32 protein-coding genes are annotated in these 26,759 nt (G+C 66.0%); 22 read left to right on the top strand and 10 right to left on the bottom strand.

Annotation, left to right across the window (positions count from 1 at the left end; genetic code table 11):
- Positions 1-6 precede the first annotated feature (6 nt).
- Complete coding sequence (locus AB7P10_RS02815) at positions 7-849, bottom strand: AAA family ATPase (protein ID WP_428292325.1); 843 nt, start codon at positions 847-849, stop codon at positions 7-9.
- 155 nt (positions 850-1,004) lie between these two features.
- Here AB7P10_RS02815 and AB7P10_RS02810 point away from each other — a divergent pair, with 155 nt between their 5' ends.
- Entirely contained in the window at positions 1,005-1,673 is a 669-nt protein-coding gene (locus AB7P10_RS02810; RefSeq protein ID WP_428292324.1) for a c-type cytochrome, read from the top strand.
- A 56-nt stretch (positions 1,674-1,729) separates the two neighbouring features.
- On the opposite strand, the gene AB7P10_RS02805 is transcribed toward AB7P10_RS02810, so the two are convergent.
- Positions 1,730-2,164 (bottom strand): DUF1841 family protein, encoded by a 435-nt coding sequence (locus AB7P10_RS02805; RefSeq protein WP_428292323.1) that lies wholly within the window; start codon positions 2,162-2,164, stop codon positions 1,730-1,732.
- Between the two features lie 81 nt (positions 2,165-2,245).
- Here AB7P10_RS02805 and pcaF point away from each other — a divergent pair, with 81 nt between their 5' ends.
- Entirely contained in the window at positions 2,246-3,448 is a 1,203-nt protein-coding gene (pcaF, locus tag AB7P10_RS02800) for a 3-oxoadipyl-CoA thiolase (protein WP_428292322.1), read from the top strand.
- A 6-nt stretch (positions 3,449-3,454) separates the two neighbouring features.
- Here pcaF and AB7P10_RS02795 read toward each other — a convergent pair whose 3' ends face one another.
- The gene (locus tag AB7P10_RS02795) at positions 3,455-4,093 is read right to left on the bottom strand and encodes a trimeric intracellular cation channel family protein (RefSeq protein WP_428292321.1); all 639 of its coding nucleotides are present in this window, start codon (positions 4,091-4,093) and stop codon (positions 3,455-3,457) included.
- Between the two features lie 17 nt (positions 4,094-4,110).
- On the opposite strand from AB7P10_RS02795, the gene AB7P10_RS02790 reads away from it, so the two are divergent.
- The 3 genes from AB7P10_RS02790 (at position 4,111) to AB7P10_RS02780 (ending at position 6,067) form a co-directional block, all read left to right on the top strand.
- Entirely contained in the window at positions 4,111-4,866 is a 756-nt protein-coding gene (locus AB7P10_RS02790) for a sulfite exporter TauE/SafE family protein (protein ID WP_428292320.1), read from the top strand.
- A gap of 64 nt (positions 4,867-4,930) precedes the next feature.
- Positions 4,931-5,548: an AAA family ATPase gene (locus AB7P10_RS02785; protein WP_428292319.1), complete on the top strand. Its 618-nt coding sequence runs from the start codon at positions 4,931-4,933 to the stop codon at positions 5,546-5,548.
- A 63-nt stretch (positions 5,549-5,611) separates the two neighbouring features.
- On the top strand, positions 5,612-6,067 hold the full coding sequence (locus AB7P10_RS02780; RefSeq protein WP_428292318.1) for a MaoC family dehydratase: 456 nt from the start codon (positions 5,612-5,614) through the stop codon (positions 6,065-6,067).
- Here the strand turns inward: AB7P10_RS02780 and AB7P10_RS02775 are convergent.
- From AB7P10_RS02775 to AB7P10_RS02765, 3 genes are all read right to left on the bottom strand, one after another.
- The gene (locus tag AB7P10_RS02775; protein ID WP_428292317.1) at positions 6,064-6,387 is read right to left on the bottom strand and encodes a hypothetical protein; all 324 of its coding nucleotides are present in this window, start codon (positions 6,385-6,387) and stop codon (positions 6,064-6,066) included. The two genes, AB7P10_RS02780 and AB7P10_RS02775, sit on opposite strands and share 4 nt — an antisense overlap.
- A gap of 148 nt (positions 6,388-6,535) precedes the next feature.
- Positions 6,536-7,009 (bottom strand): tRNA (uridine(34)/cytosine(34)/5-carboxymethylaminomethyluridine(34)-2'-O)-methyltransferase TrmL, encoded by a 474-nt coding sequence (gene trmL / locus AB7P10_RS02770; RefSeq protein ID WP_428292316.1) that lies wholly within the window; start codon positions 7,007-7,009, stop codon positions 6,536-6,538.
- 33 nt (positions 7,010-7,042) lie between these two features.
- Positions 7,043-7,627, bottom strand: a complete 585-nt coding sequence (locus AB7P10_RS02765) for a ComF family protein (protein ID WP_428292315.1) — start codon at positions 7,625-7,627, stop codon at positions 7,043-7,045.
- A 235-nt stretch (positions 7,628-7,862) separates the two neighbouring features.
- Between AB7P10_RS02765 and AB7P10_RS02760 the strand changes: the two genes are divergently transcribed.
- The 8 genes from AB7P10_RS02760 to AB7P10_RS02725 all read left to right on the top strand — a co-directional run bounded on the left by AB7P10_RS02760 (position 7,863) and on the right by AB7P10_RS02725 (position 14,316).
- On the top strand, positions 7,863-8,747 hold the full coding sequence (locus tag AB7P10_RS02760; RefSeq protein WP_428292517.1) for a biotin synthase: 885 nt from the start codon (positions 7,863-7,865) through the stop codon (positions 8,745-8,747).
- 240 nt (positions 8,748-8,987) lie between these two features.
- Positions 8,988-9,419: a DUF2244 domain-containing protein gene (locus AB7P10_RS02755; RefSeq protein WP_428292516.1), complete on the top strand. Its 432-nt coding sequence runs from the start codon at positions 8,988-8,990 to the stop codon at positions 9,417-9,419.
- A 132-nt stretch (positions 9,420-9,551) separates the two neighbouring features.
- A complete protein-coding gene (gene coxB, locus AB7P10_RS02750) occupies positions 9,552-10,709 on the top strand; it encodes a cytochrome c oxidase subunit II (RefSeq protein WP_428292314.1) in 1,158 nt (385 codons plus the stop codon).
- Positions 10,710-10,750: 41 nt separating this feature from the next.
- Complete coding sequence (ctaD, locus tag AB7P10_RS02745) at positions 10,751-12,370, top strand: cytochrome c oxidase subunit I (RefSeq protein WP_428292313.1); 1,620 nt, start codon at positions 10,751-10,753, stop codon at positions 12,368-12,370.
- Between the two features lie 25 nt (positions 12,371-12,395).
- Entirely contained in the window at positions 12,396-12,509 is a 114-nt protein-coding gene (locus AB7P10_RS02740) for a cytochrome oxidase small assembly protein (protein ID WP_428292312.1), read from the top strand.
- A 32-nt stretch (positions 12,510-12,541) separates the two neighbouring features.
- Positions 12,542-13,162 carry a cytochrome c oxidase assembly protein gene (locus tag AB7P10_RS02735; protein WP_428292311.1) on the top strand — a complete coding sequence of 207 codons (621 nt, stop codon included), beginning with the start codon at positions 12,542-12,544 and terminating at the stop codon, positions 13,160-13,162.
- Positions 13,159-13,365 carry a DUF2970 domain-containing protein gene (locus AB7P10_RS02730; RefSeq protein ID WP_428292310.1) on the top strand — a complete coding sequence of 69 codons (207 nt, stop codon included), beginning with the start codon at positions 13,159-13,161 and terminating at the stop codon, positions 13,363-13,365. The genes AB7P10_RS02735 and AB7P10_RS02730 overlap by 4 nt, the downstream gene beginning before the upstream one ends.
- A gap of 69 nt (positions 13,366-13,434) precedes the next feature.
- Positions 13,435-14,316 carry a cytochrome c oxidase subunit 3 gene (locus AB7P10_RS02725; RefSeq protein ID WP_428292309.1) on the top strand — a complete coding sequence of 294 codons (882 nt, stop codon included), beginning with the start codon at positions 13,435-13,437 and terminating at the stop codon, positions 14,314-14,316.
- Positions 14,317-14,404: 88 nt separating this feature from the next.
- Here AB7P10_RS02725 and AB7P10_RS02720 read toward each other — a convergent pair whose 3' ends face one another.
- Positions 14,405-14,641: a twin transmembrane helix small protein gene (locus AB7P10_RS02720; protein ID WP_428292308.1), complete on the bottom strand. Its 237-nt coding sequence runs from the start codon at positions 14,639-14,641 to the stop codon at positions 14,405-14,407.
- Between the two features lie 41 nt (positions 14,642-14,682).
- Here AB7P10_RS02720 and AB7P10_RS02715 point away from each other — a divergent pair, with 41 nt between their 5' ends.
- The 8 genes from AB7P10_RS02715 (at position 14,683) to AB7P10_RS02680 (ending at position 22,514) form a co-directional block, all read left to right on the top strand.
- Positions 14,683-15,420 carry an SURF1 family protein gene (locus tag AB7P10_RS02715; RefSeq protein WP_428292307.1) on the top strand — a complete coding sequence of 246 codons (738 nt, stop codon included), beginning with the start codon at positions 14,683-14,685 and terminating at the stop codon, positions 15,418-15,420.
- The gene (locus AB7P10_RS02710) at positions 15,404-16,081 is read left to right on the top strand and encodes an SCO family protein (protein WP_428292306.1); all 678 of its coding nucleotides are present in this window, start codon (positions 15,404-15,406) and stop codon (positions 16,079-16,081) included. The genes AB7P10_RS02715 and AB7P10_RS02710 overlap by 17 nt, the downstream gene beginning before the upstream one ends.
- An 87-nt stretch (positions 16,082-16,168) precedes the next feature.
- Positions 16,169-17,338: a COX15/CtaA family protein gene (locus AB7P10_RS02705; RefSeq protein WP_428292305.1), complete on the top strand. Its 1,170-nt coding sequence runs from the start codon at positions 16,169-16,171 to the stop codon at positions 17,336-17,338.
- On the top strand, positions 17,335-18,240 hold the full coding sequence (gene cyoE / locus AB7P10_RS02700) for a heme o synthase (protein WP_428292304.1): 906 nt from the start codon (positions 17,335-17,337) through the stop codon (positions 18,238-18,240). The genes AB7P10_RS02705 and cyoE overlap by 4 nt, the downstream gene beginning before the upstream one ends.
- A 5-nt stretch (positions 18,241-18,245) precedes the next feature.
- A complete protein-coding gene (locus tag AB7P10_RS02695) occupies positions 18,246-18,854 on the top strand; it encodes an SCO family protein (RefSeq protein ID WP_428292303.1) in 609 nt (202 codons plus the stop codon).
- 97 nt (positions 18,855-18,951) lie between these two features.
- Entirely contained in the window at positions 18,952-19,620 is a 669-nt protein-coding gene (locus AB7P10_RS02690; protein WP_428292302.1) for a response regulator transcription factor, read from the top strand.
- Positions 19,617-20,963: an ATP-binding protein gene (locus AB7P10_RS02685; RefSeq protein WP_428292301.1), complete on the top strand. Its 1,347-nt coding sequence runs from the start codon at positions 19,617-19,619 to the stop codon at positions 20,961-20,963. Before AB7P10_RS02690 ends, AB7P10_RS02685 begins: the two co-directional genes overlap by 4 nt.
- 69 nt (positions 20,964-21,032) lie before the next feature.
- The gene (locus tag AB7P10_RS02680; RefSeq protein ID WP_428292300.1) at positions 21,033-22,514 is read left to right on the top strand and encodes a Do family serine endopeptidase; all 1,482 of its coding nucleotides are present in this window, start codon (positions 21,033-21,035) and stop codon (positions 22,512-22,514) included.
- A gap of 71 nt (positions 22,515-22,585) precedes the next feature.
- On the opposite strand, the gene AB7P10_RS02675 is transcribed toward AB7P10_RS02680, so the two are convergent.
- On the bottom strand, positions 22,586-23,566 hold the full coding sequence (locus AB7P10_RS02675) for a Bug family tripartite tricarboxylate transporter substrate binding protein (RefSeq protein WP_428292299.1): 981 nt from the start codon (positions 23,564-23,566) through the stop codon (positions 22,586-22,588).
- A 153-nt stretch (positions 23,567-23,719) separates the two neighbouring features.
- Complete coding sequence (locus AB7P10_RS02670) at positions 23,720-24,751, bottom strand: CDP-6-deoxy-delta-3,4-glucoseen reductase (protein ID WP_428292298.1); 1,032 nt, start codon at positions 24,749-24,751, stop codon at positions 23,720-23,722.
- Positions 24,752-24,834: 83 nt separating this feature from the next.
- Here AB7P10_RS02670 and AB7P10_RS02665 point away from each other — a divergent pair, with 83 nt between their 5' ends.
- A complete protein-coding gene (locus tag AB7P10_RS02665) occupies positions 24,835-25,761 on the top strand; it encodes an SDR family oxidoreductase (RefSeq protein ID WP_428292297.1) in 927 nt (308 codons plus the stop codon).
- On the opposite strand, the gene AB7P10_RS02660 is transcribed toward AB7P10_RS02665, so the two are convergent.
- Positions 25,745-26,722: a calcium/sodium antiporter gene (locus tag AB7P10_RS02660; protein WP_428292296.1), complete on the bottom strand. Its 978-nt coding sequence runs from the start codon at positions 26,720-26,722 to the stop codon at positions 25,745-25,747. The genes AB7P10_RS02665 and AB7P10_RS02660 overlap by 17 nt on opposite strands.
- Positions 26,723-26,759 lie beyond the last annotated feature (37 nt).

Genomic DNA, 26,759 nt, shown 5'->3' with positions numbered 1-26,759 from the left:
GTCCGTTCAGCGGTTTCGCTGGTTCATGAAGACGAGTTTTTCGAACAGCGTGGTGTCCTGCTCGTTCTTGAGCAGCGCGCCCACCAGCGGCGGGATGCTGACCTTGCTGTCGGCGCTTTGCAGCGCTTCGAGCGGAATGTCTTCGGCCATGAGCAGCTTGAGCCAGTCCAGCAGTTCGCTGGTGCTGGGCTTTTTCTTCAGGCCGGGCAGGTTGCGCACGTCGTAGAAGGTCTTCATGGCCGCGGCCAGCAGGTCCTTCTTGAGCTTGGGGAAGTGCACATCCACGATGCGCTGCATGGTCTCCGCATCAGGGAACCTGATGTAGTGGAAGAAGCAGCGGCGCAGGAACGCGTCGGGCAGCTCCTTCTCGTTGTTGGAGGTGATGAAGACCAGCGGGCGGTGCTTGGCGCGGATCATCTCGTGCGTTTCGTAGCAATAGAACTCCATGCGGTCGAGCTCGCGCAGCAGGTCGTTGGGAAACTCGATGTCGGCCTTGTCGATCTCGTCGATCAGCAGTGCCACCGGCTGTTCGGCCGTGAAGGCCTGCCATAGAACACCTTTGACGATGTAGTTGTGGATGTCCTTGACGCGCTCGTCGCCCAGCTGGGAATCGCGCAGACGGCTCACGGCGTCGTATTCGTACAGGCCTTGTTGCGCCTTGGTGGTGCTTTTGATGTGCCACTGCAGCAGCGGCATGTCCAGCGCCTGGGCCACTTCCTCCGCCAGCATGGTCTTGCCGGTGCCGGGTTCGCCCTTGACGAGCAGGGGGCGCTTGAGCGTGATGGCGGCGTTCACCGCCAGCATCAGGTCTTGCGTGGCGACGTAGTTGTCAGAGCCTTGGAATTTCATGGAAAGCCTTGCGGGAAGGTTGGGGCGGAATGTGGCGCGGGGAATACAGGGTGGGGCTGGCGCAAGGGCCAGTCTGCCGCGGGCGCGCGGGCTTGCCCAGTCTATATAATCGGCGGTTGATTTTCTCCAGCCGCCTCATTCATTGTGCTTGCAAAATGATCCAAATGTTGCCCACGATCGTCCGTACCCTTGTCGCCGCTGCGACGTTTTCAGCGGTTGCCGTGGCCGCGCATGCCCAGGGTGTGACGGGTGATGTGCAGGCCGGCCAGAAGAAGGCCGAGATGTGCATCGGCTGCCATGGCATTCCGGGTTACCAGAACAGCTTCCCCGAGATCCACAAGGTGCCGATGATCTCCGGTCAGTCGGACAAGTACATCGTGTCCGCCCTGAATGCCTACAAGAAGGGCGATCGCAAGCACCCGACCATGCGCGGCATCGCGGGTTCGCTGAGCGAGCAGGACATGGCCGATCTGGGCGCCTTCTATGCCTCGCATGCCGACTCCATTGCGCCCGAGACGCCCCGCAGCGCCAGCACCGCCGCTGCCGCGCTGATCGAGAAGGGCGCCTGTGCGTCCTGCCATGGCGCGAACTTCAGCAAGCCGATCGACCCGAGCTACCCCAAGATCGGCGGGCAGCACGCCGACTACCTGTTCTTCGCCCTCAAGGCCTACACGGTCGAGGGCAATGGCATGATCGGTCGCTCCAACGGCATCATGGCCGGCATCGCCAAGCAGTTCACCCACAACGAGATGCGCGAGATTGCCAAGTACCTGTCCACGGTGGAAGGCGAGCTCAAGATCGTGCCGCAGTCGCGTTTCAAGTGAGCTGAACCCGCCACTGGGAAAAAAGCCGCTCCCTGAGCGGCTTTTTTCATGCCACTTCAGTCCTTGGTGGCCCGGCGGCGCACCGCGTCGATGTAGGCCTGGCCGTCCGGTGGACGCCCCGCGCGCTGGCTCTCCCACAACATGGTGCCCAGGCATTCCATGACCTCGTGGTGCGCGGTGTGCAGGTCGCCGCGCCGCGCGGCCAGCAGCTCCACCGCCTGACGGATGCCCGGGGGCTGGTCGATGCTGCACTGCTCGCTCACCGACAGGTGCATGGACAGGTGCAGGAAGGGGTTGTCGCGCGCGGCATCTTCCTCACCCAGCCGCGTCAGCGCGGCGTCGACATCCGCCAGTTCGGCGTGGTATTCGGGGTGCTCGGCGATCCACTGGCCCGCCAGCGTCTCGATGGCCTCCATGGGTTGCTGCTGCAGGCGCTTGGCATGCACGGCGCAGAAGAAGCGCCGGACGTCGGCTTGGGTAGGGCTGAACATGGTGGGGGATTGTCCCGCATGCCGCACGCCCCTGGCTTCGGCTTGGTTACAGTCGCAGGTTGTCCCGAGGAGAACACCGAAATGAACCAGGCTTTCATCTGCGACGCCATTCGCACCCCCATCGGCCGCTACGGCGGCGCCCTCTCCAGCGTACGCACCGACGACCTCGGCGCCATCCCGCTCAAGGCGCTGATGCAGCGCAACCCCGGCGTGGACTGGGCGGCCGTGGCCGACGTCATTTATGGTTGCGCCAACCAGGCCGGCGAAGACAACCGCAACGTCGCGCGCATGGCCGGCCTGCTCGCCGGCCTGCCCATGGAGGTGCCCGGCGCCACCATCAACCGCCTGTGTGGTTCCGGCCTGGACGCGGTGGGAACGGCCGCGCGCGCCATCAAGGCCGGCGAAGCGGGTCTGATGATCGCCGGTGGCGTGGAAAGCATGAGCCGGGCACCCTTCGTCATGCCCAAGGCGGAAAGCGCCTTCAGCCGCGCCAATGCGGTGTACGACACCACCATTGGCTGGCGCTTCGTCAACAAGCTCATGAAGGCCCAGTACGGTGTCGACTCGATGCCCGAGACGGCGGAGAACGTGGCGACCGATTACAAGATCGAGCGCGAGGCGCAGGACCGCATGGCATTGTCGAGCCAGTTGAAGGCCGTCGCGGCGATCAAGGCGGGGCACCTGGCCCGCGAGATCTGCGCGGTGAGCGTGCCGCAGAAGAAGGGCGATCCGCTGATCGTGGACACGGACGAACATCCGCGCGAAACCAGCCTCGAAGCGCTGGCAAGACTCAAAGGCGTGGTCAAACCCGATGGCACGGTGACCGCAGGCAATGCCAGTGGCGTGAACGACGGCGCCTGCGCGCTGCTGCTGGCCGACGAGGCGGCGGCGGCGAAGAACGGCCTGACACCCAGGGCACGCATCGTGGGCATGGCCACGGCTGGTGTGGCGCCGCGCGTCATGGGCATCGGCCCGGCACCGGCGACGCAAAAAGTGCTGGCGCTGACCGGTCTGAAACTGGAGCAAATGGACGTGATCGAGCTCAACGAGGCATTTGCCGCGCAGGGGCTGGCGGTGCTGCGCATGCTGGGGCTGAAGGATGACGACGAGCGCGTCAACGCCTGGGGCGGCGCGATCGCGCTGGGTCATCCCCTGGGCGCCAGCGGTGCGCGGCTTGCGACCACGGCGGTCAACCGGCTGCATGCCACCGGCGGGCGTTACGCGCTGTGCACCATGTGCATCGGCGTGGGGCAGGGCATCGCGCTGGTGCTCGAACGGGTGTGAGTGCCTTCAGAACTTCCAGGCCGGCAGCTGCCAGTTGCGCCACAGCGCCAGGGCGCGCAGACCGGCGGTGAACAGCACGCAGGTCATCAGGGCCAGCCACCCTGGGGCCTGTACCTGCCACAGGGCGACGTACAACCAGCCTCCCGCGAAGGCGCACAGCGCGTACGGCCGATGGTCGCGGAATGCCGTGGGGATCTGGTTGCACACGACGTCGCGCAACACGCCGCCGAACACGCCGGTGATCAGGCCCATGAGCACGGCCACGAGTGCCGGCATGTCCAGCAGCAGGGCCTGGTGCACACCTGTGGCGGTGAACAGGCCCAGGCCCAGCGCATCGGGCCACTGGATGGCGCGTTCGGTGAGCCCGACGTGCCGCTTGCGCAGGAACAGCATCGCCAGAACGCACAGCGCGAGCACTCCCCACAGCATTTCCACATGACGCACCCAGAAGAACGGCCGCTGGTCGAGCAGCAGATCGCGCAGCGTGCCGCCTCCAAACGCAGCCAGAAAGCCCACCACCGCCACGCCCACCGCGTCCAGGCGAACGCGTGCCCCCATGAGAATGCCCGAGAGCGCGAAGGCGGCGGTCGCCGCGAGTTCGACGAGCAGGCGCACCGTCTCGCCCCAGACTTGAACGTTTTGCATCTCCGGATTGTCGCTTCATGCCCCTGATCACCGACCCGTTCTTTTACGCCGTGGCGGTGCCTGCCGTGCTGTTGCTCGGCATCAGCAAGAGCGGCTTCGGCGCAGGCTTTGGTTCGCTGGCGGTGCCCATGATGGCGCTGGCGGTCACGGTGCCGCAGGCTGCGGCCATCCTCATGCCGGTGCTGTTGCTCATGGACCTGCTGGGCATGGCGGCCTTTCGCAAGGATGTGGACCGGCGCCTGCTGTTGTTCCTGCTGCCGTCGGGTCTGCTGGGCATTGTGGTGGGGGCGCTGCTGTTCAAGGTGCTCGATGCCCGTGTGGTGGCGGGCATTGTGGGGGTGTTCACGTTGCTGTTCCTGGCGCAGCGCCTGCTGTTTCCCCCGCGACCGGACAGCGCGCCTCCGCCGAAATGGGTGGGGGCACTGCTCACGGTCACCTCGGGTTTCACCAGTTTCATCGCGCACGCGGGGGGGCCGCCGATCAACGCCTACGTGATTCCCCTGCGCCTGTCGCCGGTGGTGTTCACCGGCACGCTGGCGTTCTTCTTCTTCTTCATCAACCTGGCCAAATGGATTCCCTACGCATGGCTGGGACTGCTGGACCTGCGCAACATGACGACCTCGCTCGCGTTGCTGCCGCTCGCGCCGCTGGGCGTCTGGCTGGGGGTGCGGATTGCCCATCGCATCAAGCCCAGGCTGTTCTACCGACTGATCTACGCCGGCATGTTCCTCACGGGCTGCAAACTGGTGTGGGACGCGGTGGCGATAACATAGGGCCCGATACCCCCTTCCCCACCGCGCTGGCCGCGTGGGGCGTCCGCACGCAAAGGAGCTTCACATGCCCATCGTGGTGGTTGCCAATCCCAAAGGAGGCGTGGGCAAGTCCACGCTGTCGACCAACGTCGCCGGCTACTTTGCCCGCAAGGGCCATTCGGTCATGCTGGGCGATGCCGATCGACAGCAATCGTCCGCCCTGTGGCTCAAGCTGCGGCCGCCGCAGGCGCGTCCGATCCAGACCTGGGATGTGTCCCAGGATCTCATTGCGCGCCCGCCGAAGGACGTCACCCACGTGGTGCTCGACACGCCTGCCGGCTTGCACGGCTGGCGCTTCAAGGACGTGCTCAAGATCGCGGACAAGGTGCTGGTGCCGTTGCAACCCAGCATCTTCGACATCTATGCCACGCGCGCCTTTCTCGACGAGCTGGCCGAGTCGCGTCGCGCGGACAAGCTGCAGGTCGGTATCGTGGGCATGCGTGTGGACATGCGCACCATCTCGGCCGACAAACTGCGCGAGTTCGTGACTGGCCTGGGCTTGCCGGTCCTGGGAGCGCTGCGCGATACCCAGAACTACGTGCACCTTGCCGCGCGTGGGCTGACGCTGTTCGACGTGGCGCCCGGCAGGGTGGAAAAGGACCTGAACCAGTGGCAGGGCATCTGCGACTGGCTCGACAGCTGATTTCTGGTTGTCCTGTCCCCGTTCCGACACGCACCGCCGGAGGTGGGCGATACAGTGCGCGTCATGAAAACTTTTGAAACCCTGGCCGATCTCGCGGCCTGTGTGGGCCAGGAAGTGGCTGTCAGCGACTGGGTCACTGTCACCCAGGAACAGGTCAACCGCTTTGCCGAGGCCACGGGCGACCACCAGTGGATCCATGTGGATGTGGAGCGTGCCGCAGCGGGCCCGTTCGGTGCGCCCATCGCCCATGGATTTCTCACGCTGTCGCTGCTGCCGGTGTTTTTCGAGTCGGCCTTTGACATTCGTGGCTCGCGCATGGGCGTGAATTACGGCCTGAACCGCGTGCGCTTCACCGCGCCGGTTCCGGTGGGAAGCCGCCTGCGCGCTCGCATGACACTGCAGGCCTGCGAACCCATTGAGCAAGGCGGTGCGCAGATGACCTGGGCCGTGGTGGTTGAGCGCGAGGGCAGCGACAAGCCCGTGTGCTTCGCCGAGTCGCTGGTGCGCCGGTATCCCTAGCCGATGCGAACGAGCTGCTTTGGCTCGAGCCAGCCTTCGAAGGACGGAATCAGGCCGTTGATGCGCTGGACCGCAACGGTCTGGTTGTGCTGCTGCGATATCACCTGGTACGCATCGTTGCGCAGGAGCCAGAGTTCCTGGGGTGTGCGGGCCTGATCGATTTTCTTGCGCAGGCGGTACGAGGAATCGCTCGTGCAGTCCACGATGCTGCGTTGCAGTTGATGCCGGATGTTGGCCAGGTCCTTGATGCTGGCATGGCGATTCGGGCGCCTCTGGGGCGCAAGGTGCACCTGAAACATCCGTGCGATGGCAGTGATCAATGCGGTCTCCGGGCAGCCGATGGGGTGGCGGAGCCTGGCCGGATGCCGACACTTGTGGTCGCTGGCACGCCGGATCAGGCCGATGCCGCTATGTTGCGCGTTGCGCGCAAGGCTTGGTCCGCACCACCTGCCATCCGCGTGATCTGCATCACGGAAGGGGCATGACAAACCCGATCTGGCGCCAGGCCTCAAACACACTGACTGCGACCGCGTTCGACAGATTGAGGCTGCGCTGGCCTTGCACCATGGGCAGCCGCAGGCGTTGGCCTGCGGGGAACGACTCTCGGACGGACTCGGGCAGTCCGCGGGTTTCGGCGCCGAACACCAGCCAGTCGCCTGCGCGGAATTGGTTGTCAAACACGCTGCCGCTGCCGCGGGTGGTGAAGGCGAACATGCGCGCCGCATCCGGCGCCTCGTGGTTCAGGAAGTCGGCCCAGTTGGCGTGGCGACGCAAGGTCGCGTATTCGTGGTAGTCCAGACCGGCGCGGCGCATGTGCTTGTCGTCCAAGGAGAAGCCCAGGGGTTCGATCAGGTGCAAGGTGCAACCGGTGTTGGCGCTCAGGCGGATGATGTTGCCGGTGTTGGGCGGGATTTCGGGTTCGACGAGAACGATGTGGAACATGGCGGAAAAAAGGCGGGAAGGGGCGCGGCGAGCTTAGCGTGGTGGTGTGCAGGCGAAGACCAGCGCGCTGACCTCTGCGGCGCCGGCTTGCAGCAGCGCATGGGCGGCCGACTGCAGCGTGGCGCCGGTGGTGGTTACGTCATCGACCAACAGAATCCGCTTGCCCGCCAGTTGCGGCGTTCGCAAGGGATGCGGGGCAAACACCCCATGCAGGTTGCGCAGACGTTGCTCCCGCGGGAGGCCATGCTGGTCGGGGACCTCGATCAGGCGCACCAGCGCGTCGGCCAGTGGCTGCGCGGCAACCACCACCGCGCACAGGCGTTTGAGGGCCTTTGCCAGTTCCCACGCCTGGTTGTAGCCGCGATCAGCCAGCCGGGCCGCCGTCAGGGGCACCGGCACCAGCAAGTCGCTTTGCGACAGCAGGGTGGTCGACAGCGGTGCCTGCAGCATGCGATGGGCGAAGTGTGTGGCCCAGCCTGGTTCGCCTTGAAACTTGAAGCGCGCGATCAGACCGTCCCACGGGTAGGCGTAGTCCACGGCGGCCGCGCAGGCCTGCAGCGCGGAGGCTTCCGGGCGCGTCAGGCACACGCCGCACCGGGGCGACGTGGCGCAGGGCATGGGCGCCGCGCACTCACGACATCGGTGGCGTGCACCGTGAAATCGCGTGACGCAGGCCTCGCATACAGGGCGTGAAGGCCAGGCGCGACACACCTGGCAGGTGCCGGGCAACCGCTGCGGCAGAGAGCTCAGGGCGGAGAACATCGCGCCAATATACTGGGGCGTCGCGTCCGAGCGGCCTTGCCTCCTTTTCCTGCAGCTGGCTGTCAGTTTGAACACTTTCCCCGACCCTGAAATGGCCGTGCCCGGCATGGACATCGTGGCTGCGCAGCGCTGGCAGCAGCGCAGCGCAGCCACCAGTCCGTGGTTGCACGAGGAAGTCGCATCGCGCATGGCGGAGCGCTTGAAGTGGTTTCGCGAGCCGCCTGCGAGCTGGATGCACTGGGAGCCGGTCAACGGGGGGCTGCTGGCGCACCAGCAGTTGCGGGCCCTGTGGCCGGACGCGCCATGCCACGTCGCGTCGCTGCGCCTGCCGCAAGCGCTTCAGGCGACGCGCGAGGCCAAGGGTGCGATCTGGAATCCACTGAGCTGGCGGCGCAGTTCGGGGCCGCAGGCAGCGGACGCGTCCACGCGGGTGCGCATGCTGTGGGCCAACATGGTCCTGCACACGGAGGCGCAACCGCAGGCCCTGCTCCGACGCTGGAACGCGCACATCGAGACCGACGGATTCCTCATGTTCTCCTGCCTGGGGCCGGACAGCCTGCGCGAGTTGCGCGCCGTCTACGCGCAGCAGGGGTGGCCCGCACCGTCCCACGCTTTCACGGACATGCACGACTGGGGAGACATGCTGGTGCACGGGGGCTTCGCCGAACCGGTAATGGACATGGAGCGCATCACGCTGTCCTACAGCGGAGCCGAGCCTTTGCTGGCTGAGCTGCGCAGCCTGGGGCGCAATCTGCACGCGCACCGCTTTCCGGCATGCCGCTCGCGCCTTTGGCGGGAGCGGCTGTGTGAGGCGATCGAGGCCGGATTGCCGCGCGCGCCGGATGGTCGTCTCCTGTTGACCTTCGAGATCATCTACGGACACGCATTCAAGCCGGTGCCGCGGGTCCCCATGAAACCGTCGGCCACCGTTGCCGTGGAGGACATGCGCACCATGTTGCGAGGCCGCAAGGCTTGAGCCCTGTGCCGGCGGGCGCGGCGACGGCCTCCCGCCCGAGCGCATTGTCCGAGTTGGATATGACGGCTTTTCCGGGAGAAGACGGCGCTCTCGCCGCTACAATTGTCGGCGTTTCAGGTTTCAAGGGTATTTTCCCTGCGTCATCGCGCGGGCATTCATGCCAGGCGCGGTTGGATCCGGTGGTGGGTGGTGAACCTTGCCAGCAACGTTTCCCGTTTCGCGACCCCGTCCGAGCTCGGCATGGAGTGGTCGTTGAAGCGCAACTGTTCGATCACGCCCGCGCAACTGGGATGGCTGTATGCCTCCATGTGTGTCGTGTCGCTCGCCGTGGCCGGCTTTTGCTGGTCACTGGGCGCCACGCTGGTGCTGCTCTTCGCTGCGCTTGAACTGGTCGCCGTGGGTGCGGCCTTTCTGGCGTATGCGCGGCACGCGACCGATCGCGAGTGCATCCACCTCCGGCCCGGTCGGCTGGTGGTGGAGCTGGAAACGGCGGGGCGGACGAAGCGGTGCGAGTTCGCTCGCGAGTGGGTGAATGTGGAGACGTCAGGCGACAGCGGTGAATTGATCGAGGTCCGGGGTGGCGGCCAGTCTGTGAGGGTGGGGTGGTTCTTGCGTTCCGACTTGCGACCGGTGCTCGCCAGGGAGATTCGTCAGGCGTTGCGTGGTACATAGCAGTGGGTTTTGGGTGGGTGAGCCCGGAAAATTTGTTCTAATCGGCATTGATATAAATCAATACTTATATTTGAGGCGCTTAAAGTGAGTACGACGAAGAAAACGGTGCATTCCCTGCGAAACCGATGGGCCATGATCCGTGCGACGGGCACCACGCTGGCGCTGGGCGCGGGCGCCTGGTCCACGGTCGCTGCGCAGACGGTCAAGGACCTGGCTGGCGGACCGGCCGTCAACCAGCTGAACTTCCACCCGCCTGTTACCCGGATCGCGGAAGAGCAGCACTGGCTGCACTGGTTCATGATGGCCCTGTGCGCGGTGATCTTCGTCATCGTCTTCGGGGTGATGTTCTATTCCATCCTCAAGCACCGCAAGTCGGTGGGGCACAAGGCCGAGAAGCTGGCCGAGCCGATCTGGGTCGAGCTGGGCTGGACCATCGTTCCCCTGTTGATCGTCATCGGCATGGCGCTGCCAGCGACCAAAGTTCTGGTGGCACAGAAGGACACCACCAACAGTGACCTGACCATCAAGGCCACGGGGATGCAGTGGAAGTGGGGCTACGACTACATCAAGGGAGAGGGCGAGGGCATCGGCTTCCTCTCGACACTGGACAACAACCAGCGTGTCATGTCCAACAGCGGCAAGCCCGAAGCTGCTGACGACTACCTGCTCAAGGTCGACAACCCCCTTGTCGTGCCCGTGAACAAGAAGGTGCGCATCATCACGACGGCGAACGACGTGATCCACGCCTGGATGGTGCCGGCCTTTGGCGTCAAGCAGGACGCAATCCCCGGATTCGTACGCGACACCTGGTTCCGCGCGGAAAAGACGGGCGACTTCTATGGCCAGTGCGCCGAGCTGTGTGGCAAGGAGCACGCCTACATGCCGATCCACGTGAAGGTGGTGTCGGCCGAGGAATACACCGCCTGGGTGACGGCTCAGCAGAAGGCCATGGCCGCCGCGGCCGATGACCCGAGCAAGGTCTGGACGCTGGCCGATCTGGTCAAACGCGGCGAGTCGGTGTACGCAGCAAACTGTGCTGCATGCCACCAGGCCAATGGCAAGGGCGCTGGCCCGATCAAGCCGCTGGACGGATCGGCCATCGTGACCGACAAGGACCACGGCAAGATGATCAGCGTATTGCTCAACGGCGCGGGTAGTGGTGCCATGCCGGCCTGGAAGCAGCTCTCGGACACCGAGCTGGCCGCGGTCATGACCTTTGCCAAGAACAGCTGGTCGAACACGACCGAGCAGATCGTGCAGCCCGCCGAAGTGCAGGCCGCGCGCCAGTGACGCGGTTGCCAGAAAAACATTGAGTCTCAAAGGAATCGACGATGAGTGCAGTTCTTGACCACCACGACGCGCACGGACACGATCACGACCACCATGCCCCCACGGGCTGGCGGCGCTGGGTCTATGCCACCAACCACAAGGACATCGGCACGCTGTACCTGCTGTTCGCCTTCACCATGCTCATGGTGGGTGGCGTGCTCGCGCTGCTGATCCGTGCCGAGCTGTTCCAGCCCGGCCTCCAACTGGTCAACCCCGGGCTGTTCAACCAGCTCACCACCATGCACGGCCTGATCATGGTGTTCGGCGCCATCATGCCGGCCTTCGTGGGCTTCGCGAACTGGATGATCCCGCTGCAGATCGGCGCCGGCGACATGGCGTTCGCCCGCATGAACAACTTCAGCTTCTGGCTGATGATTCCGGCGGCCATCATGCTCGTGGCGTCCTTCTTCATGCCCGGTGGTGCACCCGCCGCTGGTTGGACGCTGTACGCACCGCTGACGTTGCAGATGGGGCCCTCGATGGATGCCGGCATTTTTGCGATGCACATCCTGGGCGCGTCGTCGATCATGGGTTCGATCAACATCATCGTGACCATCCTCAACATGCGCGCGCCCGGCATGACGCTGATGAAGATGCCCATGTTCTGCTGGACCTGGCTGATCACCGCCTACCTGCTGATTGCTGTGATGCCCGTTCTGGCAGGCGCCATCACCATGACGCTGACCGACCGCCATTTCGGTACCAGCTTCTTCAATCCCGCCGGCGGCGGCGACCCGGTGATGTACCAGCACATCTTCTGGTTCTTCGGCCACCCCGAGGTCTACATCATGATCCTGCCTGCTTTCGGCATCGTGAGCCAGGTCGTGCCCGCCTTCGCGCGCAAGAAGCTGTTTGGCTACGCCTCCATGGTCTACGCCACCGGTTCCATCGCCATCCTGTCCTTTGTCGTGTGGGCGCACCACATGTTCACCACCGGCATGCCGGTGACAGGCCAGCTGTTCTTCATGTACTCGACCATGTTGATTGCCGTGCCCACGGGCGTGAAGATCTTCAACTGGATCGCGACCATGTGGAAGGGCTCGATGACTTTCGAGACACCCATGCTGTGGGCCGTGGGTTTCATCTTCGTGTTCACCATCGGTGGCTTCACCGGCCTGATTCTCTCGGTGGCGCCGATCGATATCCAGATGCAGGACACCTACTACGTGGTGGCGCACTTCCACTACGTGCTGGTGGCGGGCTCGCTGTTCGCCATGTTCGCCGGCATCTACTACTGGCTGCCCAAGTGGACGGGCGTGATGTACAGCGAGACCAAGGGCAAGATTCACTTCTGGTGGTCGATGATCTCCTTCAACATCACCTTCTTCCCGATGCACTTCCTCGGCCTGGCCGGCATGCCGCGCCGCTACGCAGACTACCCGATGCAGTTCGCCGACTTCAACGCCATTGCCTCGGTGGGTGCCTTCGGCTTCGGTCTGGCGCAGGTGTATTTCTTCCTGGCCGTGGTCGTGCCCGCCATGCGTGGCCAGGGTGAAAAAGCCGTTCAAAAGCCCTGGGAAGGCGCAGAAGGCCTGGAATGGGAAGTGCCATCGCCGGCACCTTTCCACACCTTTGAGAACCCACCCAAACTGGACGCCACCGCCACCAAGGTGATTGGCTGAACGGCACGCGAATGGAGCTGACCCGATGAAGACCCCCGAACAGAAGAAGAACAACCTGCGCCTGGCATTGATCCTGGCGTCGGTGGCGCTGGTTTTCTTCGCTGGCTTCATTGGCAAGATGGTGTTCCTGGGCAGCTGACGGCCTGCCTGTCAACTACAGACTGGAAAACCGTGGGACTGCGGCGCGAGAACTTCAAGATGGTGGGCAAGCTCGGCGTGATTGCGCTGGGCATGTTCGCCTTCGGCTATGCGCTGGTGCCGATCTACAAGGCCATCTGCGAAGTCACCGGCATCAACGTGCTGGCTTTGACCGAGCGCGAGATCCCGGGTGCGGCGCAAAAACTCCCTGCCAATACGCAGGTGGACAGAAGCCGCACCATCACGGTGGAGTTCGACGTCAACAGCCGCGGCCCCTGGCATTTCAAGCCGGCGGTGCGTTCGCTCCAGGTGCATCCGGGTGAACTCACTACCGTCATGTACGAGTTCCAGAACATCCAGAACCGCACGATGGCAGCGCAGGCCATTCCCAGCTACGCGCCTCAGCAGGCGGCGGCGCACTTCAACAAGCTGGAGTGCTTCTGCTTCACACAGTACACGCTGCAGGCAGGAGAGAAGAAGGAATGGCCTGTGGCCTTCGTGATCGATCCGCGCCTGTCGAAGGACGTGAGCACGATCACGTTGTCGTATACCTTCTTCGAGGTGGGCGGCAAGGTGCCGGCCGCGCCGCGTGACGAAGCGCCCCTGGCGAGCAGCCCGGCGGCGACGGTCAAGCAACCGGGAGGGGCTGTATGAGTGTGCCGGTTCATCGCCGCAAGGGGTCGTTCCTTGGCACCGTGAGGGCGGTGCTCTGGGGGTTTCTGGGCGTGAGGCGCAACGCCGACTACCAGGACGACATCGCCAGGCTCAATCCGCTGCACCTCATCGCCGTGGGCGTGGGCATGGCGTTTCTTTTCGTGCTCGGCCTGATCCTGCTGGTGAACTGGGTGGCCGGTTGAGGTCAGCAGAGCGTAGAGTTTTTTTTATTTCCAGACATTGATACAAGCGAAAGCACAACAGGAGTGAGCATGTCAGCAGCATCCCACGGCACGACGCCCTACTACTACGTCCCTGGGCCGTCCCGTCACCCGGTGATGGCGGCCATTGGTCTTTTCTTCGTCATCCTCGGTGCCGGTCAGTGGATCAACGGCCATGGCTGGGGTGCCTGGTCGCTCGCCTTCGGCCTCGCTTTCTGGCTTTTCGTGCTGTTCCAGTGGTTCAGTGAGTCGGTGCACGAGAGCGAGACCGGCATGTATGGCCGCAAGATCGACCTCTCGTTCCGCTGGAGCATGAGCTGGTTCATCTTCTCCGAAGTGATGTTTTTCGGCGCGTTTTTCACCGCCCTATGGTGGACGCGCACGCACTCGGTGCCTGCCCTTGGCAGCATCGAGAACGCGCTGATCTGGCCCGATTTCACCGCGGTGTGGCCGAGCGTGCAGGCGGGTGCGACCGCCTCGCCGGCCGACATGATCGAACCCTTCCAGACCATGGGACCTTTCTGGCTGCCCACGATCAACACCGCGCTGCTGCTCACCTCGGGTGTCACGCTGACGATCGCTCACCATGCGCTGCAGGTGGGCAACCGCGCCAGGACCATCGGCTTCATGTGGGTCACCGTGCTGCTGGGCATTCTGTTCCTGGGTGTGCAGGGTTACGAGTACGCCCACGCCTATGCCGATCTGAACCTCAAGCTCTCGTCGGGCGTGTTCGGCTCCACGTTCTTCATGCTCACCGGGTTCCACGGTTTTCACGTGTTCGTCGGCATGCTGATGCTGCTGTTCATCACCTTGCGCCTGCAGAAGGGTCACTTCACCGCCCAGCGCCACTTCGGTTTTGAGGGCGCGGCGTGGTACTGGCACTTCGTGGACGTGGTCTGGCTGGGCTTGTACATCCTGGTTTACTGGATGTGAAGTTCGCGCAAGGGTGGGAACTCCGCCCTTGCCAGTCAGCCAAAGAAAAAGCGCCTTCCGGCGCTTTTTTGCTGCAAGGACGGACGTTTCAGCCGCGCAGGGGCAAGCCCGTTGGCTGGATCCAGCCCATCAGGTAACTGATGAGTACCACCACGAAGAGCAGGATGGAGAAACCCACCCGGAAAGCCAGCGCTCGGGCCATGTGGTTCCTGCGCGGCGCGCTGCCTTCGGATTCTTCTCCCTGGCCGCCGCGCATCATGTAGACGAGCGCGGCACCCAGGCTTCCTATGATGGCAACAAACGCCACGATGACCAGATATTTCATCTCCCGGATTATCGGTGTCTCGCTCAACCGGTGTTAACCCCATGGATCGTTCCCGCCTGCGCTTCTGGGTCGTCGCCTTCGCCACGGTATCGACCATGGCGGTGACGGCTGCGCTCGGCTTGTGGCAACTCGATCGCGCGGCGCAGAAGCTGGCCTTGCAGGCTCAAATCGATCAGCGCAGCGGCTTGGCGCCCTGGGGCGTGGCCGAGCTCCTGCAGGCCACAGACCGCGAGGCGGGCGTGCATCGCCCCGTTAATCTGGTGGGCGAGTGGGTGCCGGGCGCGAGCGTCTTTCTCGACAACCGCCAGATGAACGCGCGTGCCGGTTTTTTTCTGGTGACGCCACTTCGGCTGGAAGGGAGCAATCGCGCGGTGCTGGTGCAGCGCGGCTGGGTGGCGCGGGATTTTTCCGACCGCAGCCGTGTGCCCCTGATCGCCACCCCCTCAGGCACGGTGCGCATCCAGGGTCGCCTGGCCCCTCCACCGGGCAAGCTATTCGAGCTGGGTGACGTGGGTTCGGGCCCGATCCGGCAAAATATCGACCTCACGGCGTTTGCGCGGGAAACCGGTCTGGCGCTGCTGGACGTTTCGGTGCAGCAAACCGGTGATGCCTCTGATGGCCTGTTGCGCGAGTGGCCGCTGGTGGCCCTGGGCGCAAGCAAGCACCATGGTTATGCATTCCAGTGGTTCGCCCTTTGCGCTCTCACCGCTGGTCTCTACGTCTGGTTCCAATTCATTTCCCCCCGCCGAAAGCGCAGCAACCATGGCACAGACGCCTGATGAACCTCTGACCCTGACCGTGCACAGCCTGCCGCGGCTCGACCGAGCGAGCGCGGACGCTGTGGCCAGCACGCGTGCCGGCCGCTGGAAGATGCTGGGCCTGATGCTGGTCTGCGCCGCTCCGGTCATCGCGTCCTATTTCACGTACTACGTGATCCGCCCCGAGGGGCGCCGCAACTACGGCGAGCTGATTGACCCGCAACGCCCGTTGCCGACCTGGACCGGCATCGACGCTCAAGGGCGCGCCGTGCCGTTGAGCGCGCTCAAGGACCAGTGGCTGCTGATCAGCGTGGCCGACAGCGCCTGCAGCGACGCCTGCCAGCAGCACCTGTACTTGCAGCGCCAGCTGCGCGAAACGCTGGGCCGCGAGAAGGAGCGGCTGGACTGGGTCTGGCTGCGCACGGGCGAAACCGCTTTGTCCGAGCCGCTCAAGCAGGCCACGGCAGCCGCGCAGGTGCTGCATGTGGACGCGCAAGCGCTCGCCGCCTGGTTGCAGCCCGCGCCAGGCCGGAAAATTGAAGACCATTTGTATGTGGTCGACCCATTGGGCAACTGGATGATGCGGTTCCCCGCGAACATCGACCCCAAGCAGGCCAAGCGCGACCTGGACAGGCTGCTGCGCGCCTCCGCCTTCTGGGACAAAGAGGGGCGCGTGAAGTGAGGCATTCCCAGGCTTCGTATTCCTTGTCGTCGCGGCCCCTCACGGGGTGGCGGGCCCGCCCAGGAGCGGTTCTGCGAAGGGCCTGACATGGACACCACTCAACCCTTGTACGACTTGGCCCCCGTGGCGCGCCTCATGCTCCTGGGCGTGGTGATCGCGCTCGGGCCGCTGGCCTGGGTCTGGTTGCGCAACCGCCACGCGCCACCCGCCCAGCGCTTGCGGGTGCTCACCCTGGTCACGTTGTTCCTCACCTTCGACCTGGTGTTGTTCGGCGCCTTCACGCGCCTGACGGACTCGGGGCTGGGATGCCCGGACTGGCCGGGCTGCTATGGCAGCGCCAGCCCGGTGGGCGCGAGTGAGGCGATTGCGGAGGCGCAAAGCGCCATGCCCTCTGGCCCGGTCACTTTCTCCAAGGCCTGGATCGAGATGATCCACCGCTACCTCGCCACGGCGGTGGGTGTGCTGATCCTCGTTCTCGCCCTGGTGAGCTGGGTTGAGCGCAAACGGTTGAGCGTGTCGTACCTGTGGCCGCTGGTCACTCTCGTGTGGGTCTGCGTGCAGGGGGCTTTCGGTGCGCTCACGGTCACGATGAAGCTGTTCCCCGCCATCGTCACCCTGCACCTGCTCGGCGGGCTGGGCCTGCTGGCCCTGCTGCGCGCCCAGTCCAGTGGGTACGCGCTGGCGGCGCCAGGCCATCCGGGCCCCGTGAAACTGCCCGGTCGCCTGCGCTGGACCCTGGTGGGCGTATTTGCCTTGCTGTGGCTGCAGATCGCGCTGGGGGGCTGGGTCAGCACCAACTACGCCGTGCTGGCCTGCCGCGACTTTCCCACCTGCCAAGGCAGTTGGTGGCCACCCATGGAAATGCGCGAAGGCTTCACGCTCTGGCGCGAGCTCGGCCGCAACCACGTGGGCGAGGCCATCACCTTCCCGGCACTCACTGCCATCCACTACGTGCACCGTCTCATGGCCTACGCGGTGCTGGCCGCGATGCTGTGGCTCGCCTGGCGCCTGTGGCGCGTGATGGGCATGCGCCCGGTTGCGCGCGCGTTGCTGGTGCTGGCCGCCTGGCAGTTTGCGAGCGGTCTGAGCAACGTGGTGCTCGACTGGCCGCTTCTGGCTGCCGTGGGCCATACCGGCGGCGCGGCCGCGCTGGTGATCGTGCTCACCGGTGCGCTGACCGGCACGCGCCGCGCCCGTCCGGCGGGTGCGGCTGCGCCTGTGTCTTCCCCTTTGCCCTTGTCCATGCCGATCCGATGAGCACCGCGTCCACCCCTTCCGTAGCCGCGACCATGCCTTCGGTCTGGCGCCAGTACCACGCGCTGACCAAGCCGCGGGTGATCCAGCTCATCGTGTTCTGCGCCCTGATCGGCATGGTGCTGGCCGTGCCGGGGGTGCCCAGCTGGGAGCAAGTCAGGCTCGCGGCCACCGCCTGCTTTGGCATCTGGCTGGTGGCGGGGGCGGCAGCGGCGTTCAACTGCGTGGTCGAGCAGCAGATCGACGCAAAGATGAAGCGCACCGCCTGGCGTCCCACGGCCAAGGGCCAGCTTACCAACGCGAAGACGCTCACTTTCTCTGCCGTGCTCTGCGGCGCTGGCTCGGCGGTGCTGTACTTCCTGGTCAACCCCCTGACCATGTGGCTGACCTTCGCCACCTTCGTCGGTTATGCGGTGGTCTACACCGTGATCCTCAAGCCGCTCACGCCGCAGAACATCGTGATCGGCGGCGCCTCTGGCGCCATGCCGCCGGTGCTGGGCTGGGCTGCGATGACCGGGGTGGTCGCGCCCGAGGCGTTGATCCTGTTCCTGATCATCTTTCTCTGGACGCCGCCGCATTTCTGGGCACTGGCGCTGTACCGGGTGGAGGACTACCGCAAGTCCGGCCTGCCCATGTTGCCGGTCACGCATGGTTCCGAATTCACGCGCCTGCAGATCGTGCTCTACACGTTCGTGCTGTTCGCGGCCTGCCTCATGCCATTCGTGATGCGCATGAGCGGCTGGATCTACCTGGTGGCGGCGGTCGCTTTGAGCATCGGCTTCTGCGGCTATGCCATCGCGCTGTGGCGCAACTATTCCGACGCCCTGGCGCGCAAGACCTTCCGCTTCTCGCTGATTCACCTGGCCGCGCTTTTCGCGGCGCTGCTGATCGACCACTATCTGTGACCGCCATGCTCCACACTCCACCCACCCGCCGTGCCCTGTTGGCTGCCGCGTTCGGCTCCGCCACCCTGCTGATGCTGGGTTGTTCCGAGAAGGTCGAACCGTTCTCGGGCATCGACATCACCGGCGCCGACTACGCCACCGCCTTCTCGCTCACCGACCACAACGGCCAGCCGCGCACGCTGGCCGACTTCAAGGGCAAGGTGGTGGTGGTGTTCTTCGGCTTCACCCAGTGCCCCGATGTGTGTCCCACCTCCATGAGCGAACTGGCCGAAGCCAAGCGCCTGCTGGGGCCCGATGGCGAGCGCCTGCAGGGTCTGTTCATCAGCGTCGACCCCGAGCGCGACACGCCCGAGATCATGAAGCAGTACATGGCGAGCTTCGACCCCAGTTTTCTGGCCCTGTACGCCGCGCCCGATGCGTTGCCCGCGCTGGCCAAGAGCTACAAGGTCTACTACAAGAAGGTCGATGGCCCCACGCCGACCAGCTACACCATGGACCATTCCGCTGGCAGCTACGTGTACGACCCGCAGGGCCGCATTCGTCTGTACCACCGCTACGGCACGGGACCGGCCGCGCTCGCGGGCGATCTCAAGCGGTTGCTGGCCGAGGGGTAAGGCCTGCGGTGGGCCGGCAGGCACTAAGTCCCGCCTAAGCGAACCCCTGCAAGATGAATGCAGGATGCCCGGCACGCGGGCCAGGAGAACGTGCACCATGAGGCTGTTGCTGGTCGAGGACGACACCATGATCGGCGAGGCCGTGCTGGACCTGCTGCGCGCCGAGCACTACGCCGTGGACTGGGTGCGCGACGGCGAGATGGCGGCGACCGCCGCGCGCGCCCACAGCTACGACCTGATCCTGCTCGACTTGGGCCTGCCGCGCCGCGATGGACTGGAAGTGCTCAAGGAACTGCGTGCCCGCAAGGACCGCGTGCCCGTGCTGGTGACCACCGCGCGCGACGCGGTGCAGCAGCGCGTCCAGGGGCTGGATGCGGGTGCGGACGACTACATCCTCAAACCCTACGACCTGGACGAACTGCTCGCGCGCATCCGGGCCCTGCTGCGCCGCGCGTCAGGGCGCGCCGAACCAACGTATGAACACATGGGGGTGAGCATCAACACCGCCACACGCGAGGTCACGGTCCAGGGTGAACCGGTGGTGCTGTCGGCGCGCGAATGGGCCGTGCTCGAGCCGCTGATCGCGCGCCCGGGGCGTGTGCTCTCGCGCGCGCAGCTCGAGGAAAAGCTCTACGGCTGGAAGGACGACGTGAGCAGCAACGCGGTCGAGGTCTACATCCACGGCGTGCGCAAGAAGCTCGGCGCCGGCCTGATCCAGAACGTGCGTGGCGTGGGCTACATGGTGCCCAGGGTGGCGGGCGCATGATGCGGCTGCTGTCCCTGGGTTCGCTGCGCACACGCCTGATCGGGCTGCTGCTGCTGGCCATCGTGCTCGCTGCCGGTGTTCAGGCGCTGGTGGTGTACCGCCAGGCACGCGCAGAGGCCGACGGCATCTTCGACTACCACATGGAACAGATGGCGCAGGCCCTGCGCGTGGGCGTGCCATTGCCCGGCCTGCCGTCGCCCCTGGGCGAGGAGCCCTTGCCGCTGGGGGATGTTGACTTCTTTGTGCAGGTCTGGACCAGTGACGGCCTGCGCGTGTTCCAGTCCGGCAACAGCGCTGATTTGCCGCAGCGCGCGGTGCTAGGGTTCTCCAACATCGACGTCGATGGTCGGCCGTTCCGGGTGTACTCGATGCGCTCGCGCGCCCAGGTGATCCAGGTCGCGCAGGACATGCGGCCGCGCCAGGCCATGGCGCGCGCGCTGGCCTGGCGCACCGTGCTGCCGATCGCCTGGATCGCACCGCTGCTGATGCTGGTGGCCTGGGGCGTGGTGAGCGCCTCGCTCGCGCCGGTGGCGCGCGTGCGTCGCCAGGTGGCCGCGCGCGGTGCCGATGAACTGGCCGAGGTGAGCGAGCAGGGCCTGCCCGACGAGATCCGCCCGCTGGTGCACGAGCTCAACCTGTTGTTCGGGCGCGTGCGCCAGGCCTTCGACGCGCAGAAGCACTTCGTGGCGGAGGCGGCGCACGAGTTGCGTTCTCCGCTGGCCGCCCTGAGGCTGCAGGCGCAAGGCTTGCAGCGCGCCCGGGACGACGCCACGCGCTCGCTGGCGGTGGATCGTCTGCTGGCCGGCATCGACCGTGCCACGCGCCTCGTCGAGCAACTGCTGGTGCTCGCGCGGCAACAGGCCCTCCCCGATGCCGCACAGGCGCGGCCGCAGCCTGTCGAGCTGGCGGCTCTCGCCGCGCAGGTGGTGGCCGACGCCGCCGTACAGGCGTCGGCGAAGCGGATCGACCTCGGCCTGGGGCGTGCCGACCCGGGCCGCGTGGCCGGACACGACGAGTCGCTGCGCATCCTGCTCGCCAACCTGGTGGACAACGCGCTGAAGTACACCCCCGAGGGCGGCACGGTGGACGTGGCGGTGCAACGTGACGCGGGCGCGCTCGTGCTGTCGGTGGAAGACAGTGGGCCGGGTATTGCTGAGGCCGACCGTGCGCGTGTGCTCGACCGCTTCTACCGCGTCCCGGGTTCGACCGCCACCGGCAGCGGACTGGGCCTGGCCATTGCGAGCGCCATTGCGCAGGCGCACGGCGCCGCGCTGGAACTGGGGCGCTCTCAGCGGCTCGGGGGCCTGCGCATCGCGCTGCGGCTGCCGGCACTGCCGTCTTAAGCACCGTCTAACTCTGGGGGTTCACAGTGAGGGTGTGTTTCAACCATCCCTGTTGAAAAAGGAGCTCTCATGAAAACCCTGTCCCTCACCGCATCGCGTCTGGTGCTGTCCCTGGCGGCCGCGGGCATCGTCGGCGGCGCCAGCGTCGGCCTGGTGTCCGGCAGCCTCGCCACGGCGGCCGCGCCGGTTGCGATCCAGCAGACGTCCACGCAGTCGGGCACCCCATTGCCCGACTTTGCCCAGATCGCGCAACGCCATGGCGCCGCCGTGGTCAACATCAGCGTGGTCGGCAAGAGCAGCCCGGACGAAGAGCAGCAGGCGGCCGCGAACCGATTGCCCGGCATCGACCCAGACGATCCGTTTTTCGAGTTCTTCAAGCGCTTCCAGGTACCGGGCGCGCCCGGTGGCGGACGCGAGATGCCGGCGCGTGGGCAGGGGTCGGGCTTCATCATCAGCGACGATGGCCTCGTGCTGACCAATGCGCACGTGGTGCGCAACGCGCAGCGCGTCACCGTCAAGCTCACCGACCGGCGCGAGTTCGTGGCCAAGGTGCTGGGTTCCGACCCCCGAACCGACGTGGCCGTGCTGCGCATCGACGCGAAAGACCTGCCGGTGGTGCCCCTGGGCAGCGCGCGCGACCTGAACGTGGGCGAATGGGTGCTGGCCATCGGCTCGCCCTTCGGCTTCGAGAACAGCGTGACCGCCGGCGTGGTCAGCGCCAAGGGCCGCTCGTTGCCGGACGACAGCTTCGTGCCTTTCATCCAGACCGACGTGGCAGTCAACCCGGGCAACTCGGGTGGCCCGTTGTTCAACACGCGTGGCGAGGTGGTGGGCATCAACTCGCAGATCTACAGCCGCACCGGCGGTTACCAGGGCCTGTCGTTCGCGATACCGATGGAGACCGTGCTCAAGGTCAAAGACCAGATCGTGGCCCATGGCGAGGCCCGGCACGCGCGCCTGGGTGTGTCGGTGCAGGAGGTCAATCAGACGCTGGCCGAATCCTTCCGTCTGGACAAGCCGGCGGGTGCGCTGGTCTCCAGCGTGGAGCCCGGTGGCCCGGCCGACAAGGCCGGCCTGAAGGTGGGTGACGTGATTCGCGAGGTCGACGGGCATGCCATCGTCGGCTCGGGCGATTTGCCGGCTTACATCGGTCAGGCCTTGCCCGGCGACAAGGTGCGGCTGAATGTCTGGCGCCAGGGCAAGGCTGTGACGCTGTCGGCACAGTTGGGCGATGCCGCGGCCAGGATGGTGAAGACGGCCGATGGCGACAAGGCCACTGACCAGGGGCGCCTTGGCCTGGCGCTGCGCCCGCTGGCGCCGCAAGAGCGGCGCGCGGTCGGCGTGGCGGACGGTGGCCTCGTGGTGGAGGACGCGCAAGGCCCCGCCGCGCTGGCCGGCGTGCAACAGGGCGACGTGTTGCTCGCCGTCAATGGTGCCAAGGTGGACAGCGTCGAGCAGGTGCGCACGCTGCTGGACAAGTCCGGCAAATCACTGGCCCTGCTGATCCAGCGCGATGGCGACCAGATCTTCGTGCCCGTGCGCCTGGGCTGAAGCCGGCATCTCGCCCAACAAGAAGAGCCCCGCCATGGCGGGGCTCTTTTTTGTTCAATGGTTGGAGGCGCTCAGTCCACCTTGGCCCCCGAGAGCTTGACCATGCGTTCGTACTTGGCGCGCTCGCTCTTCATGAACGCGTCGAACTGTTCGGGCGTGTTGGGCGCCGGTTCGGCAAGCAGTTGCGCGAAACGGCTCTTGACCTCAGGCGACTTCAGCGCATCGGTGAACGCCGTGTTGAGTTTGCGCACCGTCTCGGGCGGCGTACCGGCGGGCGCGACCAGGCCCCACCAGGTGTCGATCTCGAAGCCGGGCAGGGTCGCCGCGACCGTGGGCACGTCGGGCACCACGCTGCTGCGCTGGGGGGTGGTGACCGCGAGCGCCTTGAGCTTGCCCGAACGGATGTTGGCCGCGGCGGTGGCGAGGTTGTCGAAGTTGAAATCGACCTGGCCCGAGAGCAGGCCCAGCTGTGCCGGGTTGCCGCCGTTGTAGGGGATGTGCACCGCGAAGATGCCGGCCTGGTTCTTGAACAGCTCGCCCGCGAGGTGGCCCGCGCTGCCGTTGCCGCCCGAACCGTAGTTGAGCTTGCCGGGGTTGGCCTTGCCATAGGCGATCAGGTCGACCAGGCTGTTGATGTTCAGGCGCGCGGCGGTCTCGGCGTTCATCACCAGCACATTGGGCACGCGCAGCATCTGGGTGATGGGGGCAAAGTCCTTGTTCGGGTCGTAGGGCAGCTTGCTGAACAGCCAGGGGTTGATGCCATGCGAGGCGGTGGTGGCAATGCCCAGCGTGAGGCCATCGGGCGCGGACTTGGCGACCTGGCTCACGCCGATGTTGCCGCCCGCGCCGGGCCGGTTTTCCACGATCACCGTGCCCAGCGTGCCCTTGACCGCGTCGGCCAGGATGCGCGCGGTCACGTCGATGGGGCCGCCAGCGGCGAAGGGGACGACGATGCGCGTGGTGTTCGTTGCCTGGGCCAGGGCCACGCCGGGCAGGGCGAGGCCGACCGGGGCCAGGGCGGAAGAAGCGATCAGTTGGCGGCGGTTCAGCATGGGGTGGTCTCCAATGTAGGTGTGTTGAGAATGTGTCCGGGCGCTAGAGCGGGCGCCGTCCAGAAGCACCGAGGAGCCGGCTTTGCCGGGCCTCTGGTGCTGCCCCCTGGAGGGGGGATGCGGCTACACGCAGTGAGCAAGCAACGGGGGTGATCACAGCTTATCGGCGGCGCTGGTGAAGGAGTCGGCGAAGAAGGCCTCGTCGGGCAAACCGGCCAGGGCGACATAGTCGCGGTGGGCCGATTCGACCACGATGGGGGCGCCGCAGGCATAGACCTCGTGGCCCGAGAGGTCGGGGAAGTCCTGCAGCACCGCCTGGTGCACGAAGCCGGTGCGGCCCGTCCAGGCGTCCTCGGGCAAGGCGTCGGAGACCACGGGCACGTAGCGCAGGTTGGGCATCTCGGCCAGGCGGGCCTCGATCCACTCGCGCTGGTACAGATCGGACGGGCGCCGACCACCCCAGTACAGCGTGGCGGGGCGGTTGATGCCCTTGTGCTGCATGTGTTCGATCACCGCCTTGATGGGCGCGAAGCCGGTGCCCGAGGCGAGCAGCACGATGGGCTTGTCGCTGTCCTCGCGCAGGAAGAAGCTGCCGTAAGGGCCCTCGATGCGCAGGATGTCCTTCTCCTTCATGGCACTGAAGACATGGTCGGTGAACTTGCCGCCGGGCATGTGGCGCAGGTGCAGTTCCAGCGAGGGCTGCGTGGCCTGGGTGTGCGGGGCGTTGGCCATCGAGTAGCTGCGGCGATCGCCATCGCGCAGCAGGAATTCGACATACTGGCCGGCGTGGTACTGGAAGGTGTCGCTGGCGGGCAGCTGCAGGCGCAGCACGATCACGTCGTGCGAGGCGCGTTCCAGTGTGCTCACGCGCACAGGCATCTTCTTGATCGGGAAGGCACCGGCTTCGGTGACCTGGCGCGATTCGAGCACCACGTCGCTGTGCGCCACGCCGCAACAGGTGAGCACATAGCCGGCGGCTTCTTCCTCGGCATTCAATGCCTTGGGCTGGTGCGGGCCATGCACCACGCGGCCCGATACCAGCTTGCATTTGCAGGAGCCGCAGGCGCCGTCCTTGCAGCCATACGGCAGTCCAATGCCCTGGCGGATGCCGGCGGCGAGCATGGCCTCGTCGGGCTCGGCGGTGAAGGTGCGCCCACTGGGCTCGACGGTGATCGTGAATGTCATACTGGCAAGGTTGAAAAGAAAGGGCCGGCGCGCGCGCACCCGCGCACGCAGCAACCGGCCATTGTCTCAAATCCGGATTCCGCATGAGCCTTCTTGGCGCTTTGCCCGCACGCTTTCGGCGTGAACGGGTTCTTATCGTGGGTTGTGGTGACGTGGGTCTGCGTGCCGCACGGGCCCTGGGCAGCGGTCAGCGCGTGCGCCTGCTGGCGCTGACTTCCAACCCGGAGCGCGCGCCGCTGCTGCGTGCACAGGGCATCACGCCCCTGCAGGGCAACCTGGACGACCCGCGCAGCCTTCGCCGCCTTGCGGGCCTGGCCACGCGCGTGCTGCACCTGGCGCCGCCCCCGTCGGGTGAGCTCGCTGACTGGCGGCTCGACCCCCGCACCCGCGCACTGGCGCGCGCGCTCGCGCAGCGCTCGATGCCGCAGGCGCTGGTGTACGGTTCCACGACCGGTGTCTATGGTGACCGGGAGGGGCGATGGACCGACGAGGCCACGCCAGTTCAGCCACTCACGCCGCGCGCCTGGCGCCGGGTCGATGCCGAGGCCATGCTGCACTGGCTGGGCCGCGCCACCGGCGTGCGCACCACCGCGCTGCGCATCCCGGGCATCTACGCCCCCGATCGCGAAGGCGGCACGCCGCGCGAACGGCTCATTCGCGGCACGCCGGTGCTGCGCGCGGAGGACGACGTCTACACCAACCACATCCACGCCAACGACCTGGCGCGCGCCTGCGCGCTGGCGCTGTGGCGTGGGCGGCCACAGCGCAATGTGAACGTGGTGGACGACACCGAGCTCAAAATGGGTGACTACTTCGACCTCGCGGCCGACCTCTATGGGTTGCCTCGTCCGCCGCGCGTGGCGCGCGATGCCGCGGGCGACTCCCTGCCGCTGATGCTGTTGAGCTTCATGAGCGAGTCGCGCCGGTTGCGCAACCAGCGCATGAAGGAAGAGCTGCGCCTGCGCCTGTGCCACCCCACGGTGGCCGATGGCCTCAGGCCGCCGGTTTGAGCGTCGTGAACAGCCAGCCGGTGTAGCCCACGTACACCGCCAGCAGGGCCAGCGCCTCGAAGCGGTTGATGCGCCCCTTGCGGCCGCGAAAGCCCCAGCCCATGGCGAACAGGATGATGGTCAGGCCCAGCATCACGGGGAAGTCCCGTGTCAGCACCTCGGGCTCGATGGCCACTGGCGAAATGGCACCCGCGATACCGACCACCGCGAGCGAATTGAACAGGTTGGAGCCCAGCACGTTGCCCAGCGCGATGTCGTGCTCGCCCTTGCGCGCCGCGGCCACGCACGAGGCGAGCTCGGGCAGCGAGGTGCCGATGGCCACCACCGTCAGGCCGATGACCAGATCGCTCACGCCGAGCGACTGCGCGATCTGCACCGCGCCCCATACCAGCAACTGCGAGCTGCCGACGAGCACCACCAGCCCGACGGCCACCCACATCAGCGAGCGCGGCAGCGGCATGGCATGCGCCTGCAGCTCGGCGGCGGTCTCCGTGGCCAGCGCATCGTCGCTGCCGCGCAGGCCTTCGATGATTGACCAGGCGGTCACGGCGGCAAACACCCCGAGCAACAGCCAGGCGTCTGCATGACCCAACTCGCCATCCCAGGCCAGCCAGCCGGCCAGCAGCGTCACGGCTGTCACCAGGGGGAGTTCCTTGCGCAGGATGACGGATTTCACCGCGATCGGCGCGACCATTGCCGTCACACCCAGGATCAGCGCGATGTTGACGATGTTGGAACCCCAGGCGTTGCCCAGCGCCAGCCCTGGGGTGCCCTGCGAGGCGGCCAGCGTGGACACCACCATCTCGGGTGCCGAGGTGCCGAAACCGACGATCACCATGCCCACCAGCAGCGGTGGCACCTGAAAGTGCCCCGCGGTGGTGGAGGCGCCTTCAACAAACCGGTCGGCGCTCCAGACCAGCAGGATCAGTCCACCCAACAGCGCGAGAACGGGCATGAGCATGGCGTGGCGCCTCCTGAATGAAAAAGGCCATGCAACG

The sequence above is a fragment of the Hydrogenophaga sp. genome, from assembly GCF_050182545.1.
Taxonomy (GTDB): Bacteria; Pseudomonadota; Gammaproteobacteria; order Burkholderiales; family Burkholderiaceae_C; genus Hydrogenophaga.
Note: the sequence above shows the minus strand (reverse complement) of the source record. Positions and strands in the feature narration are given on the sequence as shown.